Source organism: Flavobacterium sp. ov086 (assembly GCF_900187965.1).
GTDB lineage: Bacteria > Bacteroidota > Bacteroidia > Flavobacteriales > Flavobacteriaceae > Flavobacterium.
Genome location: NZ_FZNL01000012.1, coordinates 86,699 through 100,586 on the forward strand (window position 1 = coordinate 86,699; position 13,888 = coordinate 100,586).

Here is a 13,888-nt window from a genome sequence, read left to right on the forward strand (position 1 = left end):
TTTTTTATTCCAGTTTCTTGATAAGCTGGCGTGAACCTTCAAGCAGACCTTGGTAATAATCGCCTTTTTTTAATTCGGGAATTACATAAGCAGATACGATGTCTTTTATTTCCTGATCGGTCATTTTAGAGTGCGTTTTATCAGTTCCCTGAACTCTAATTTGTCTTAACTGTTTGCTAATTACAATTAAAACTGTGGTGTCAATATTTAATTTAGAGATCAAATATCGATCTAAGTCTAATGAATAATCGGTTAGATCAGTATATGGAGCGATAGAAGGTGTTGTTACGATTACGATTTTATTTTTGCTTTTTGTTTCGCTTGATTTTAAAAAATCATTTAACGTTTTGATTTGATCAGAAGTAAGAATTTTTTCGAAATCATTTACATAAGTATATGATTTTGCAAAATTATTTTGTGATTCGATTTTTGTTTGGGCAATTAGGTTGTGGGATAAAAAAAGAGAAATGGCAAAAAAGAACATTATTTTTTTCATGGCAAATTTGTTTTGGGCGCTGCAAAATTAGTGCTTTATTATTAAAAATCAGCTTTCCGATTGTTACCATAATTAAATATTTATTTTTATGGAATTGTATAAAAAAATCCGACTTGCTTTCACAAATCGGATTTTAAATATTTTAGAAACATGATTAATGATTCTTTATAAAAAGAATAGTTTATTTGGCTTCTGTTTGGTTTAGAATATAATTTTTAGCAAGAGGACCGGTAATTTCTTTATTGTGCTTATCAAGCTGTATTAATTTTCTTTCTCCAACAAAGTAAGATGTTGTTTTACTCTTATCTTTAGTTATAGTCGTGATTGTGTTTCCTTCTTTATTCCATGTAATGGTTCCTGCATCAGTAAACTTATTATCTTTTGTTTTGCCTAGATAAGTTTTTTTTATAGAAAAAGTTTCATCTTCATTTATTGTTATTTCCTGTTCTATTCCTTCACAATCTGCACATGGTAAGATTCCTTTATAGGTACCTGCCCAATCTAATGAATTTTGAGATGTATGTTCATCATGAGTTACCTCTTTTTCTTGCGTAACTGTTTCTTGTTTTTTGGCGTTTTTATCTTTACAGCTCGCCATTAATAGCCCTGCCATTATTAGTGTTACGATTTGCTTTTTCATTTTGTTGAGTTGTGTTAGATTAAGTAAATTTATATATTACATAACAACGTAAAAGTAGCTTTTTTATTACTTTTCTGTAGTGAGGTTTTTATATTTTTGTTATAATTATATTTTTTAATATGGAATAAAAAATCCGACTTGTTTTCACAAATCGGATTTCTTAAATTGAAAATTATATGTAACCGAAAGACGGTTTTGTATTACAAGTGAATTACTTCGCCGTAAGCATCAGCCACAGCTTCCATAACAGCCTCACTCATTGTTGGGTGAGGGTGAATAGATTTAAGGATTTCATGACCTGTAGTTTCTAGTTTACGAGCTACAACTGCTTCAGCAATCATATCTGTAACGCCAGCACCAATCATGTGGCATCCTAACCATTCTCCGTATTTAGCATCGAAGATTACTTTTACGAATCCGTCTGGAGTTCCGGCAGCTTTAGCTTTTCCTGAAGCTGAGAATGGGAATTTACCAATTTTTAATTCGTATCCTTTTTCTTTAGCTTGTTTTTCTGTTAAACCTACAGAAGCAATTTCTGGAGTTGCATAAGTACAACCAGGAACGTTTCCGTAATCGATTGGGTCTACGTGTAAACCAGCAATTTTTTCAACACAGTTAATTCCTTCAGCAGAAGCTACGTGAGCTAAAGCTTGTCCTGGAGTAACGTCTCCAATTGCGTAGTATCCAGGGATATTTGTTGCGTTGTAAGCGTTTACTAAGATTTTATCTCTGTCAACAGCGATTCCAACTTCTTCTAAACCTATGTTTTCAATGTTTGTTTTGATTCCAACTGCCGAAAGTACGATGTCAGCTTCAAGAACTTCTTCACCTTTTGCCGTTTTAACAAATGCTTTTACTCCTGCACCAGTTGTGTCAATACGCTCAACAGATGAGTTAGTCATTACTTTAATTCCTGCTTTTTTCAAAGAACGCTCAAATTGTTTTGAGATATCTTCGTCTTCTACAGGAACAACGTTTGGCATAAATTCTACAATAGTAACATCAGTTCCCATTGAGTTATAAAAGTGAGCAAACTCAACTCCAATTGCTCCAGAACCTACAATGATCATAGATTTTGGTTGTGTTGGTAATGTCATCGCCTGACGGTAACCAATAACTTTTACGCCATCCTGAGGTAAGTTTGGTAACTCACGAGAACGAGCACCTGTAGCAATAATAATATGGTCAGCGCTATATTCAGTAACTTTGTTATCTTTATCTGTAACGTCAAGTTTTTTTCCTGGTTTTAGTTTTCCAAAACCTTCAATAACGTCAATTTTGTTTTTTTTCATCAAGAATTGAACTCCTTTGCTCATTCCTTCAGCAACACCACGGCTACGTTGTACTACTGCTGGGAAATCTTTATCAAATTCAGAAACTTTCAATCCGTAGTCAGAAGCGTGTTTTAAGTAATCAAAAACCTGAGCTGATTTTAATAATGCTTTTGTTGGGATACATCCCCAGTTTAAACATACACCACCAAGGTTTTCTTTTTCAACTACAGCTACTTTAAAGCCTAATTGTGAAGCTCTAATAGCTGTTACATATCCGCCAGGACCACTTCCTAAAACAATAACGTCGTATTTCATTTTTTTGGTTTTTAGTATTTAATACCGAAAATGAGGTTTAATTCCGAAACTCATTCTCCGATTTATTCTTTTGTTATTTGTGATTGCGAATTTAAGGAATTATTTTAAAAAACACTTGAAATTTTATTTTTACCCATACTCATTTTGATCTTTTCACAGAGATAGAGCAAATTGTTAATTGTAAATTGTGAATTATTGATTGTAAATTGATATTGAGACACTAAATTTCAAAATTGAAGAGTTTGCCAAAATAAACAAAGTCGAAGAACCTTTCTTGCTGAAAAGCTCTTCGACTTCGCTCAGAGTGACATCAATCATCAATTAATAATTAAACTTTAACGTGTCCCCAGTTTTCTCCGCTGGCAATTCGTCTGATCTGCATTTCGCTTACGCCAAATTGTTTTGCGATCATTTTTAGACGAGTTTTTTGTTCCGGACGAGCAAGAATTTTCTTGATCAGCATAACTTTTGTAGTGGTCAATTTTCGTCCGTCGGCTTTTAAGTTGTGTTCGATCAGATTCTTCTTTGCCTGAATCACACGCGGGCTTTTGCGGCTGTGTTCCATCATTTCGGCTTTTGTTGCCCAACGCAGGTTTTTTTCATCATCATTACTTCTATTGTAATCCAGATGCAGTACGTAGGTTTGTTCTTCTGATTGTTTCGGAATAAAATACTGGGCAACTAATTTGTATAAAAAAAGATATTTGTTGACAATTTTGTCGTCTTTTTTTACCTTAAATCTAAAAGTTGGGTATCCATCACTTAATCCGCCTTTCAAGAGACGGCCGTTTTCAATTTCATCAGTAAAGCTTATTAATCGGCCTCTGTTTGAAATGGCATAACGCAATTGTAATGAAGCATTTATTTCTAATTCTTTGAATTGTTCGTTGGGATAAAATCTGTTTTGTGGCATTTTCTTTTACATTTGATTTCTGTTTCTCAAAGATAAAGAATCCATCAAAAAAGACAGCTATCCTGCTGGTTCTGAACTGCCACATTTATGATTCTTATAACGCTAATTTAACTTTTTTAAGAACTTTTTTAGCATTTGAAAACCTAGTTAGCGACCGAAAATTGAGAGTCGTAGAGATTTTTATAGTATCCGTCGACTTTATTCAGTAATTCCTGATGTGTTCCCTGTTCTACAATCAAACCTTTGTCCATCACCACAATTTTATCAGCATTTACAATTGTTGCCAATCTATGTGCAATAATAATAGAAGTTCTGCCTTTCGTAATTGTTTCTGTTGCACGCTGAATCAATTCTTCAGAATAAGTGTCAATCGAAGAAGTTGCTTCATCCAAAATCAAAATACTTGGATTACTAACGTATGAACGTAAAAAGGCGATCAATTGTCTTTGCCCTGACGAAAGCATTACACCGCGTTCTTTTACATCAAAATCATAATTATCAGGCAGACTCATAATAAAATCGTGCACGCCAATTTTTTTGGCAGCATTCAAAACCTGTTCACGAGTAATCTCAGGATTGTGCAAAGTTATATTGTTGTAAATCGTATCGGCAAACAAAAATACATCTTGCAAAACCACCGCAATTTGTTTTCGTAAAGAAGCTAAAGTATAGTTCTCAATATTATGACCGTCAATAAAAATAGTTCCGCTATTGATTTCGTAAAAACGATTCAGCAAGTTAATGATTGTCGATTTTCCGGCTCCTGTTGAACCTACAATTGCTATGGTTTGTCCTGCATCCACAGATAAATCAATACCTTTTATGACTTCTTCTTCAGGAATATAACTAAAACGGACTTGCTTAAATTCGATACTTCCATTAAAAATAGGTGCTTCAATTGTTCCGGTATCCTGAATATGATCCTGTGTATCAATAATATCAAAAACACGATTGGCAGCAATCATTCCTAATTGCATCTCATTGAATTTATCCGCAATCTGACGCAACGGATTAAACAACATACCTATAAACATAGTGTAAGAGAACAGATCTCCAAAAGTGGTAAAATGATCTCCGTTCAGAATTTTAAATCCGCCATAAACCACCACTAATCCTAAAGTAATAGACGAAATAATATCGGCAATTGGGAAAAATATCGAGTTGTACAGAATCGTTTTTATCCACGCAACTCTGTGTTTGTCGTTGATAACTCTAAAGTTTTCGGCTTCGATTTTCTCACGATTAAAAAGCTGTACAATCTTCATTCCTGTAACACGTTCCTGTACAAACGAGTTCATATTGGCAATTTGTGTACGAACTTCCTCAAAAGCGACTTGCATTTTACGCTGAAAAATTCTCGTGATATAAACCAAAATCGGCATTGCAACAACTACAATCCAAGTCAGTTTCCAGTTCATGTAAAACATAAATATAAGTACCACCAGCATTTTCATCAAATCGCTTATGATCATAAACAATCCCTGACTGAAAATACGTGCAATCGATTCAATATCCGAAACTGATCTGGTAACCAATTGTCCAACCGGAACCAAATCAAAATACTTCATTCTAAAGCTCAGAATATGTTTGAAAAGCTTAGTTCTAATGTCCTTTACAATATCCTGTCCAAGCCAGTTTGCCCAAAACACAAAATAAAACTGCGAGAAAACTTCACACAATAAAACCACGCCCATTAATATAATGTACATCAATAAACCATGTTTGTCATGCGTTTTGATATAGCCGTCGACCGTTTGTTTTAATAAATATGGTCGAAGTGCTGCAAAAATCGAAAGGGAAACTGCAAAAATAATAACGCCATAATAGCGCCATTTATAAGGTTTAGTATATTTTAAAATTCGTTTGAATAATCCGGTATCAAATGCTTTTGCTTTCATTTATTTTTTAGGAGCTATTTCCTGCTTTTCGTTACAAGTTTTTCTCAAAAATATGTTTTTGTATTATTTTTATAAAGCTTCTGTTGGTCGCTCCATAAAAATTACAAAAACTATATTTTTTTCAAAAAAGCTTTCCACTTCAATCAGGGCTATTTTATGATGTAATCGTAATAAATTTCGGTTAAATACAATCCGTGTGCCGGAACCGAAAATCCGGCTTTCTCTCTGCTTTTGCTCGCGATGATATTTTCAACGTCAGCCAGAGTAATTTTATGCAACCCAACATTTACCAAAGTTCCTACAATAGAGCGAACCATATTTCGTAAAAAACGATTTGCCGAAATGGTAAAAATCAGCTTATTATTTTCTTGTTTCCAATACGCCTCAAAAATCGTGCAATCAAATGTGTTTACATCTGTATTGACTTTTGAAAAACATTGAAAATCAGTATTTTTCAATAAGATTTTAGCGGCTTCATTCATCAAAGCTACGTCTAATTTTTGATTAAAGTACCAACTCAATTCCTCCAAAAATGGATTTTTAACAGTGTTGATATGATATTCATATGTTCGCTTTGTCGCATCAAATCTGCAATGAGCGTCATCATGAACGGCGATAAGATTAAAAATTGCAATGTCTTTTGGTAAATACGAATTTAATTTGTGTACCAAATTCGGAACGTCAATTGGAGTTTCAAAATCAAAATGACCGTACATTTCACTTGCATGAACACCAGTATCCGTTCGTCCGGCACCCATAACATTTATAGGAGCGTTTAGTAAAACCGAAAGTGCTTTGTTTAAAGTTTCCTGAACAGAAGAGGCGTTAGGCTGAAATTGCCAACCATGATAATGTGTTCCGTTATAAGCAAATTGAATAAAATATCTCATTTTAAGGTGCAGAGGTTCTGAGGTGCAAAGGTACAAAGGTTTTTTTTAAGTTGCTGAGGTACTAAGTTGCTAAGGTTCTGAGGTTTTTCTTTTTTAGGTTCAAAGAAACATAGGAGCAAAGGTTCAAAGGTTTTTCTTTATAAGGTTCAAAGTAGCAAAGATTCAAAGGGACAAAGGTTTTTGTGGTAAAGATGTATAGTGAGATGTCTAACATTCCGGATAAAAAATATATGCGCCAATTCTATTTTGCGCAAAAGAAACCTTTGAACCTTTGCCTCTCTGTACCTCTGTACCTTTCCAGAAACTGTTAACGTTCAAAATACCAATCATAGTTTATCCAGCAAAAAATCGTGTCAGAAATTGACAATTCTAACGTTAGAAAATGAAGGTTTTTTTAACATTATTTAAGAAAAATTGGCAAAAGTTAATTTTGAAAATATTTCATTTTAATAGGAAGTATTTCTCCTATGTTTGTAGTCTAATATATCAAAACTATGAATGAAATTACTTCTTACTGGTGGATAATTTTAATCTTATTCTCCATTATTTTTTACAAGTTTATTTTGCGTGTTTTCTTCGGAATGGTAATGGTTCCTGAGGATAAAATTGGTTTAGTGACCAAGAAATTCGTTTTGTTTGGAGCTGATAAGTCGCTTCCGGATGGGCGTATTATTGCAACAAAAGGCGAAGCCGGTTATCAGGCAAAAACGCTTGCCCCGGGTTTGTACTGGGGAATGTGGATCTGGCAATATTCAATCGATATGTCAGGATTTACGGTTATTCCGGAAGGAAAAATTGGATTGGTTTTAAGTAAAGACGGACAGGAAATCCCAACAGGACGAATCTTAGCCCGAAAAGTAGACAGTGATAATTTTCAGGATGCTACTTTTTTCTTAAACAACGGCGGACAAAAAGGACGTCAGACTGCATTTATTACAACAGGTTCATATCGTATTAATACATTCTTGTTTGAAATCGTAATTGCAGATCAAATCAAGATTTACGAGAACATGATTGGGATCGTAACGGCTCTTGATGGAGAACCAATTCCGCAAGGACAAATTGCCGGAAAATTTGTTGAAGGTCATAATAACTTTCAGGATTTTGATAAATTTCTGGACAAAGGCGGAAATCGTGGTTTACAGCCACAAGTTATGCTGGCAGGATCGTACTATATTAATACATGGGCAATCTTGATTGAGCAAAACCCAATGACAGATGTGCCTATTGGATATGTTGGTGTTGTGATTTCATATATTGGAGAAGACGGACAAGACGTTACCGGAGATACTTTTAAACACGGAAATATTGTTTCAAAAGGACAACGTGGTGTTTGGATGGAACCGCTGGGACCAGGAAAATATGCTCTTAATAAATACACGACGAAACTGGAAGCCGTTCCAACAACAAACTTAGTTCTAAACTGGGCAAATGCCAGAAGTGAATCTCATAATTTGGATAAAAATCTTTCTACGATTACAGTTCGTTCAAAAGACGGTTTCCCGTTTAATCTTGACGTAGCTCAGATTATCCACGTTCCCGCTGCCGAAGCGCCAAAAGTAATTGCACGTTTTGGAAGCATGAACAATTTGGTTTCTCAGGTTTTAGAACCTACAATTGGTAACTATTTTAGAAACTCGGCACAAGACAGCGATGTTATTTCTTTCTTGTCTACCAGAAAAGAGCGTCAGGAATCAGCTAAAAATCATATTAAGTTAGTACTTGATGAGTATAATGTAAATGCCGTTGATACATTGATTGGAGATATCGTTCCGCCAGATTCGTTGATGAAAACTTTGACAGATAGAAAATTAGCCGAAGAAGAACAAAAAACATATCAAACGCAAAGGATGGCGCAGGAACAACGTCAGGGAATGGAGAAAGAAACGGCAATTGCAGACATGCAAAAAGAAATTGTTCGTGCCTCGCAAAGTGTTGAGATTGCACAGCGTACTGCAGATGCAACCGTTAAAAAAGCAGAAGGAGATGCAACCAGTTTAAAACTGAATGTAAACGCTGAAGCCGAAGCAACAAAAATGCGCGCAAATGCAGAAGCTGAAGCTACAAAAGCAAGAGCAGGAGCACAGGCAGAAGCTACAAAACTAAATGCAAGCGCTGAGGCAGAAAGAATCTCAAAAACAGGTTTGGCGGAAGCAGAGAAAATTATGGCAATTGGTAAATCTACCGCAGAGTCGTACCAACTTCAGGTTAGCGCAATGGGTGGAGATAACTTTACCAGATATAAAGTAACCGAAGAAATTGGTAAAGGAAATATCAAAGTAATTCCGGATGTTTTAATCTCAGGAAATGCTGGCTCTGATGGTTCTATCAGTGGTTTATTGGGATTAAAACTAATGGAAATGATGGATACCAAAGATTCTAAAGATGGTAAAGGTCCTAAAAAACAATAATTGTTTATAGGTGTGAAACGTTAGAGGTTAGATCTAAAACGTAGAGATGCATGGCAGTGCATCTAACATCCAATTCAAAAATCCGATTTGCGAAAGCAGATCGGATTTTTTTGTTTAAAATAGAAAAGAGCATTTGAAAAATACAGGAAAGATGCACTGCTGTGCGTCTCTACAAAAAAAACCTTTGTACCTTTGCAACTCTAAGCCTTTGTACCTAAAAAAAATGAAAAAAATCCTCCTGCTTTCCGATACTCACAGTCATATTGACGATACTATTTTAAAATATGTAGTTCAGGCCGATGAGGTTTGGCATGCTGGAGATATTGGTGATTTGCATGTTACAGATACTATAAAAAAACTAAAACCTTTGCGTTGTGTTTACGGAAATATAGATGATGCGCAAGCGAGATTAGAATTCCCATTACACAATAGGTTTTTATGCGAAAATGTTTCCGTTTGGATCACGCATATTGGTGGCTATCCGGGTAAATATAATCCGGCGATAAGAGAAGAAATAGCTTTAAATCCACCTAAATTATTCATTTGTGGACATTCGCATATTTTGAAAGTGATTTTCGATAAAAAGAACAATTTATTGCACATGAATCCTGGTGCAGCAGGTAAGAGCGGTTTTCATCAAGTTCGTACAATGCTTAGATTTGTAATTGATGATGATAAAATTAAGGACTTGGAGATTATCGAAATAGGTAAAAAATAATTGCCTTTTAATGTGGTAGCGGAACTTGTATTTTGATGGCGGTTCCTTCGTTTGCTTTTGAAATAATAGAGATTGTTCCTTTATATTTCTTAATTCTTGCCCTAATTCGGTTTAAGCCAAAACCTTCGACTTCTTTTAGTTTTTGAGTTTTAAAACCTTTGCCGTCATCGCGAATGATAATTGTGAAAAGATTGTGTTTTTCGGATAATGAAATTTCAGCATTTTTTGCATCACTATGTTTTATAATATTGTTGAATAATTCGGTTGCAATAAAGTAAAGCTTCATTTCAAATTTTTCGGTGTATCTTTTTTGAGAAGATATTGTGCTTTTATACGCAAAGTTAATGCTTGAATTGGAGTTTCTTTCGCACAAATCTTCTAAAGCATAAATTAAACCAAAACGGAGCAGTAATGTAGGAACCAACTCATGCGACATATCGCGCAAAAGATCGTGGGCTTCTCCTAAAATACTTTTTGCTTTCTGAATTTCTTCAGATTTTAAATTGTTCTGTATCGTAAAGGCATTTAAATGCAGTCCTGCCGAAGATAATAGCGAATTGATGTTGTCATGTAGAAATGATGCAATTTTTTTTTGCTCGATTTCCTGAGTGTCGATTCCAGCATTTATAACATTCAGAAGTATTTTTTGCTTGATGTCTTTTCGTTTGATTTTTTGTTTTAATTTATTGTTCTGATAATAAAGGTAGAAGAGAAAAAATAAGGTAATCGCCAGTACAACAGATAAACTTATTACTTTTTTGTTGCCCAATTGATTAAATTTTTGTGCCTCAGAAGTAATGCTTTTTTGGGTGATTTCGACGGATGTAATGCCTAATTCTAAAGAGGTTTGATTTTGCTGACTAAAGGCAAAATTCCCATCTAGAGAAATAAAAATCAAAAATGCCGTAAAAATTCTGAAAATAAACATAAAAGAATAGTGGTTAAGAGGGGTTCTTTTGAATAAAGCTAAGGATTGATCAAGTTGTTTTTTAGCGCATATTTTACAAGACCAATTGTGCTTTTGACTTGTAATTTTTTCATGATATTTTTTCGGTGAGTTTCAACGGTATGGGGGCTAATAAAAAGTTGCTCGCTGATTTCTTTACCGCTGTATTCAAGTGAAACCAAAGTAATAATTTCGATTTCCCTTGGACTTAAAATGTGATTTTCGGTATAGATTCTTTTGTTTAATTTTGGATTGTTTTGAGTGAAACTATTAAATATTTTCTCTCTCACGGCATTGCAAAAATACTCCTGTCCCTGAAAAACTGCTGCAATAGCTTCTATGATATTTTCACCGGCACATTTTTTAGTCAAATACCCTTTAGCACCCAATTTCATTACTTCTTTTATGATTTTTAAGTCATCATAACTAGATAGCACAATTACTTTACAGGGAAATCCTTTTTGACTAAATTCTTTTAGTACTTCGATACCATCTTTTTGTGGCATACTTATATCTAAAACTAAAATATCGGCATTATTTTCTATAACATCTTCGTAAATAGTTATACCATTCTTGGAATTTCCTACGACTTCAAAATTTTCGACTGTACGTAATAAGTTAGTTAAACCATCAATAAGTACTTGATGATCATCGGCAAGATGGATCCTTGTTTTATGTGTCATTGGTACTCATGGAAATAAGCAGCAAATTTAAACAGGAAAGATCCTTTGCGATTACCTTTATAAGATTAGTTTATGTCTTTATAAGGTATAAAAAAGGCACAAAAAAACCCGAATATAAAATTCGGGTTCTCTTCGCACAAAAAAATTAAGTTTATAGGTTTACCTCAAACGGTCTACAGATTTTACGAGATCTTCATCCTTCTTGATGGCCTTATTAGCTAAAACTAATAATACGATAGCAACAATAGGTAGAAACATCCCAATACCTTTCTCAGAAACGTTAGTTTCTCCAGATAAATTTAGAGATCGATATACAAATAATCCTAATAAAATTAAATTTAATATTATGTTCAGTCTGTTCATCACAAACTGATTTTGTCTTTTTTTGAATGAAATGATACTAACAATAGTTAGCATTGTACTTAAACCTAATAAAATGGTATAAAACTGGTCCTGCATAAAATAAAATGCTTTACCGTTTAATGTCCAAAGCGGAATAAAAAACATTAAAACTCCTGTCACTAAAAAGGCAAGAAGTAAATATATAGTTTGAATTCTTTGTATCATGATCTAAAATTGTTTTACAAAAATATATTTTCTTTTTTTAAAATACTATTGTATGATTAAATTTTATTCGTATTATTGCATCATAATACCGTAAGCACTTCATACTGCGGGCAATTGAAATAAAATATCTACCTATTCTTTTTACAGTATTTCCTTTAAAATAATTAAATTCATAGAACATTCATGTTTGATATTTCTGCATTAAAAGAAATGAAGCTTTCTGAGCTTCAAGAAATAGCTAAGTTAGCTAAAACTATAAAGTTTAATGGCGTTAAAAAAGAGACCTTAATAAGTCAGATTTTAGCACATCAGGAAGCGACTGTAGCGCCGCCGGTAAATGCTGTGGCCGAAAAAGTAGAAGATGATAAACCGAAAAGGGCAAGAATTGTTCCTGCGAAAAAAGCAGCCATTTCAAAAGATGCTCCGGTGTTAGAATTTGATAAGGTAGAGGAAGCTCCTGAAAAAGTTAAAACTCCTGCGATTTCAAAAGCAAATCCTAAAGGACCGGCAGCTTCTAAAGTTCAGCAAGCTCCAAAGGTTGAGGAAACACCAAAAGCAGAAGAAACACAAGAAACTCAGGAAGTTTCTGAAAATAAAGAAATACAGAAAAAAGGACCAAAAATAGTAAAGTTTAATAAATCAGCTTACGAGAAAAAGGTTGCCCTTCAAAAAGAAAAAGAAGCTGCAAAAGAAGTAGTTTCTGAAGAAATTGAAGAAACAGCTCCTGAAGCACAGACTCCAGTAGAAGAGAAAAAAGAAATTGCAGAAAAAACAGAGAGTATTGCTCCGGTAAAAAAGATAAATCCGAATCAGAAAAATCCAAACCAAAACCAGAATCCGAATCAAAACCCAAACCAAAATCCAAATCCAAATCCAAATGGGAACGGAAATGTGAATACTGGGAATCAAAATCCAAATCATAAAAATAAAAAGAGTAATTTCAGAGATTCAGATTTTGAATTTGACGGAATTATCGAAAGTGAAGGTGTTCTTGAAATGATGCCTGACGGATACGGATTCTTACGTTCATCAGATTATAATTATTTAGCTTCTCCGGATGATATTTATTTATCAACTTCACAAATCAGATTATTCGGTCTTAAAACCGGAGATACTGTAAAGGGAGTGGTTCGTCCTCCAAAAGAAGGTGAGAAATTTTTCCCTTTAGTTCGTGTACTTAAAATTAATGGTCACGATCCGCAAGTTGTTCGTGACAGAGTTTCTTTTGAGCACTTGACACCGGTTTTTCCTTCAGAAAAATTCAAATTAGCCGAAAAAGGCAGTTCAGTTTCAACTCGTATTATCGATTTATTCTCTCCAATAGGAAAAGGACAGCGTGGTATGATTGTCGCTCAGCCTAAAACGGGTAAAACAATGTTGTTAAAAGACATTGCAAATGCAATTGCTGCCAACCATCCGGAAGTTTACCTTATTGTTCTTTTGATCGATGAGCGTCCAGAGGAGGTTACAGATATGCAACGTAGCGTGCGTGGTGAAGTTATCGCTTCAACATTTGACAGAGAACCGCAAGAGCACGTAAAAATTGCTAATATCGTTCTTGAAAAAGCAAAACGTTTGGTAGAATGCGGGCATGATGTTGTAATCTTATTAGATTCGATTACACGTTTGGCAAGAGCCTATAATACTGTTCAGCCAGCTTCTGGTAAAGTATTAAGTGGTGGTGTTGACGCAAATGCATTACAAAAACCAAAACGTTTCTTTGGAGCTGCAAGAAATGTAGAAAACGGTGGTTCATTAAGTATTATCGCAACTGCATTGACTGAAACAGGTTCTAAAATGGATGAGGTTATCTTTGAAGAATTTAAAGGTACAGGTAACATGGAGCTTCAATTGGATCGTAAAATCGCTAACAAACGTATTTTCCCTGCAATTGATCTTACTTCGTCAAGTACACGTCGTGATGATTTATTATTAGACGAAAAAACTTTACAAAGAATGTGGATTATGCGTAAGTATCTTTCAGATATGAACCCTGTTGAATCTATGGATTTTGTAAACGATCGTTTCAAGAAAACTAGAAATAACGAAGAGTTTTTGATTTCTATGAATGACTAGAGAAAGGGACAAAGGCTCAAAGGTTCAAAGTGGCAAAGGTTCTGAGGTTTTCATTTGAAAT

12 protein-coding genes are annotated in these 13,888 nt (G+C 34.4%); 3 read left to right on the forward strand and 9 right to left on the reverse strand.

Going from position 1 to position 13,888, the window contains the following annotated elements:
• Positions 1–4 precede the first annotated feature (4 nt).
• The 6 genes from CHB81_RS14220 to truA all read right to left on the reverse strand — a co-directional run bounded on the left by CHB81_RS14220 (position 5) and on the right by truA (position 6,426).
• A complete protein-coding gene (locus CHB81_RS14220) occupies positions 5–496 on the reverse strand; it encodes a YgcG family protein (protein ID WP_089352523.1) in 492 nt (163 codons plus the stop codon).
• A 181-nt stretch (positions 497–677) separates the two neighbouring features.
• Entirely contained in the window at positions 678–1,136 is a 459-nt protein-coding gene (locus tag CHB81_RS14225) for a copper resistance protein NlpE (RefSeq protein WP_089352524.1), read from the reverse strand.
• 200 nt (positions 1,137–1,336) lie between these two features.
• Positions 1,337–2,725: a dihydrolipoyl dehydrogenase gene (lpdA, locus tag CHB81_RS14230; RefSeq protein WP_017496030.1), complete on the reverse strand. Its 1,389-nt coding sequence runs from the start codon at positions 2,723–2,725 to the stop codon at positions 1,337–1,339.
• A gap of 328 nt (positions 2,726–3,053) precedes the next feature.
• A complete protein-coding gene (locus tag CHB81_RS14235; protein WP_089352525.1) occupies positions 3,054–3,638 on the reverse strand; it encodes an NUMOD4 domain-containing protein in 585 nt (194 codons plus the stop codon).
• 143 nt (positions 3,639–3,781) lie between these two features.
• Positions 3,782–5,536, reverse strand: a complete 1,755-nt coding sequence (locus CHB81_RS14240) for an ABC transporter ATP-binding protein (RefSeq protein WP_089352526.1) — start codon at positions 5,534–5,536, stop codon at positions 3,782–3,784.
• 149 nt (positions 5,537–5,685) lie between these two features.
• Positions 5,686–6,426, reverse strand: coding sequence for a tRNA pseudouridine(38-40) synthase TruA (gene truA / locus CHB81_RS14250; RefSeq protein WP_089352528.1), 741 nt, complete (start codon positions 6,424–6,426; stop codon positions 5,686–5,688).
• A gap of 494 nt (positions 6,427–6,920) precedes the next feature.
• On the opposite strand from truA, the gene CHB81_RS14255 reads away from it, so the two are divergent.
• Both CHB81_RS14255 and CHB81_RS14260 read left to right on the forward strand, forming a co-directional pair.
• Positions 6,921–8,837 carry an SPFH domain-containing protein gene (locus tag CHB81_RS14255; RefSeq protein WP_089352529.1) on the forward strand — a complete coding sequence of 639 codons (1,917 nt, stop codon included), beginning with the start codon at positions 6,921–6,923 and terminating at the stop codon, positions 8,835–8,837.
• 223 nt (positions 8,838–9,060) lie between these two features.
• Positions 9,061–9,555: a metallophosphoesterase gene (locus CHB81_RS14260; protein WP_089352530.1), complete on the forward strand. Its 495-nt coding sequence runs from the start codon at positions 9,061–9,063 to the stop codon at positions 9,553–9,555.
• 7 nt (positions 9,556–9,562) lie between these two features.
• Here CHB81_RS14260 and CHB81_RS14265 read toward each other — a convergent pair whose 3' ends face one another.
• The 3 genes from CHB81_RS14265 to CHB81_RS14275 all read right to left on the reverse strand — a co-directional run bounded on the left by CHB81_RS14265 (position 9,563) and on the right by CHB81_RS14275 (position 11,751).
• Positions 9,563–10,483: a sensor histidine kinase gene (locus CHB81_RS14265; protein ID WP_089352531.1), complete on the reverse strand. Its 921-nt coding sequence runs from the start codon at positions 10,481–10,483 to the stop codon at positions 9,563–9,565.
• A gap of 38 nt (positions 10,484–10,521) precedes the next feature.
• Entirely contained in the window at positions 10,522–11,184 is a 663-nt protein-coding gene (locus CHB81_RS14270) for a response regulator transcription factor (RefSeq protein WP_089352532.1), read from the reverse strand.
• Between the two features lie 159 nt (positions 11,185–11,343).
• On the reverse strand, positions 11,344–11,751 hold the full coding sequence (locus tag CHB81_RS14275; RefSeq protein ID WP_089352533.1) for a DUF4293 domain-containing protein: 408 nt from the start codon (positions 11,749–11,751) through the stop codon (positions 11,344–11,346).
• Positions 11,752–11,934: 183 nt separating this feature from the next.
• Between CHB81_RS14275 and rho the strand changes: the two genes are divergently transcribed.
• The gene (gene rho, locus CHB81_RS14280) at positions 11,935–13,827 is read left to right on the forward strand and encodes a transcription termination factor Rho (protein WP_089352534.1); all 1,893 of its coding nucleotides are present in this window, start codon (positions 11,935–11,937) and stop codon (positions 13,825–13,827) included.
• The last annotated feature ends 61 nt before the right edge of the window (positions 13,828–13,888 follow it).